The 1,708-nt window shown below is 58.0% G+C and carries 4 protein-coding genes; all 4 read left to right on the top strand.

The features are described from left to right. Window positions 1–326 (top strand): SUMF1/EgtB/PvdO family nonheme iron enzyme (locus tag L0H65_RS19490; protein WP_301460841.1); only part of this gene is annotated, 326 nt, incomplete at its 5' end. A 168-nt stretch (window positions 327–494) separates the two neighbouring features. After that, entirely contained in the window at window positions 495–734 is a 240-nt protein-coding gene (locus L0H65_RS19485; protein ID WP_301460840.1) for a type II toxin-antitoxin system PrlF family antitoxin, read from the top strand. Between the two features lie 13 nt (window positions 735–747). Continuing rightward, window positions 748–1,158 carry a PIN domain-containing protein gene (locus L0H65_RS19480; protein ID WP_301460839.1) on the top strand — a complete coding sequence of 137 codons (411 nt, stop codon included), beginning with the start codon at window positions 748–750 and terminating at the stop codon, window positions 1,156–1,158. A 159-nt stretch (window positions 1,159–1,317) separates the two neighbouring features. After that, window positions 1,318–1,708 (top strand): FadR/GntR family transcriptional regulator (locus tag L0H65_RS19475; protein ID WP_301460838.1); only part of this gene is annotated, 391 nt, incomplete at its 3' end.

Raw genomic sequence — 1,708 nt, 5'->3', positions numbered from 1 at the left:
CGATGCAGAACAGCGGGGAGGATGGCTGGGCTGGCACCGGCGCGGTGGATGCGTTTCGTCCCAATGGCTATGGTATGTTCAACATGACGGGGAATGTCTGGGAATGGGTGCAGGACTATTTTGGCCCGCGCCCCCCGATTGGTCGTTTACCCGAAAACAACCCGACCGGCCCGGCAACCGGCACGAGGCGGCTTCAGCGCGGCGGTTCATACCTCTGCCATGTCAGCTATTGCGACCGTTATCATGTCCATTCCCGCACCCCAAACGATCCCGACAGCGCCGCAGGTCATATTGGCTTTCGTATCGCAGCGGATGTGGCGGGCTAGCGGAAAATGGCGGTTCTCCTCTCTCACAAGGTTAGAGTTGCCAAAACCGCCCACACCCGCCAGATGATCGACCTGCCGCTGTGAGTTCTGGGCGGAGGTCGGCAGCTTGAAAAGGTAATGCAAAAGTGCTATTAGTAATGCAGCTCTCAATAAACCATTGGTACTGATATGCAGGAATCGACACTGACAATCAAAGGACAGACCACCCTTCCGCGCGATGTGCGGCAGGCATTGAACCTGCAACCAGGGGATCGGGTTCGGTATATGATCCTTGATGGCGGCGAGGTGCGCATCGTGCGGAGCCAACCGGTGATGAAACTTGCGGGACTGCTGAAAGCGCGGGGCAAATCACCCGTCAGCCTCGCAGCGATGGATGAGGCCATTGCCCAAGGTGCGGCCGATAAATGATGGGTTCTGTCGGATGATCGGCCTCGATACCAATGTTCTGATCCGGTTTCTGACTCAGGATGATGCCGGGCAGGGCGCTTTGGCCTCTGCCCTAATGGCGGAATTGACCGACGCCGCCCCCGGCTTTGTTTGCCGCGAGGTGATGGTTGAACTCGTCTGGGTGATGGAACGGGCCTATGGTTTGCCGCGGGACGCCATTTGCGCGGCGCTGAATGGTCTGCTGGAGTCGCGTGAGTTGGTGGTTGAGGCGGCTGACCGGGTGGCCGTGGCTGTCGACCGATACCGGCAAGGCGGCGCAGGGTTTGCCGACCAGATGATTGCACTCGCGGGGCAAGCTGCAGGCTGCGATAGGGTTGCGACGTTTGACCGCAAAGCTGCGCTATTGCCCGGAATGAAATTGGTGGCCTCGTCGCTGGGACAATAGCGGTTGGCGGGTTTGGCGCTTCGGTTCCGGTCCTGTCTGCGCTGCTTCCACCATAACGTGCGGTGTCAATACCAGCTTCAATTTATCATGAAGAATTATGGGCTACACATTAAGACTGGCGTTCTCTATATTTTCGGCATGATGATAAATGGGGCAAAAATGGACGGCGGTTCGGAATTTACTGCGCGGCCCAAACGCTCCCGCCCGGTTCGCGTTGCGGATGAAATCAAACAATGGGTGGTCGAACGCGACTTGAAACAAGGCGACAGGTTGCCGAATGAGACGCAAATGATCGGGCTTTTCGCGGTGTCGAAAAGCACCGTGCGGGAGGCGATGCGCATCTTGGAAGCGCAGGGGCTTATCCTCACACGCACCGGGCCGGGGGGCGGCAGCTTTATTGACAAGGTTTCGCCCGACCGCGCCAAGTCATTGCTGGCCAACTATTTCTATTTTCAGAACCTTTCAATTGCCGACATCTACCAGATGCGCAAGGCGCTGGAGCCTGAACTGGTCGCGAACCTCGCCGGAACCCTGAGCGATGCGCAAGTTG

The organism is Pseudorhodobacter sp. (assembly GCF_030452865.1).
Taxonomy (GTDB): domain Bacteria; phylum Pseudomonadota; class Alphaproteobacteria; order Rhodobacterales; family Rhodobacteraceae; genus Pseudorhodobacter.
Note: the sequence above shows the minus strand (reverse complement) of the source record. Positions and strands in the feature narration are given on the sequence as shown.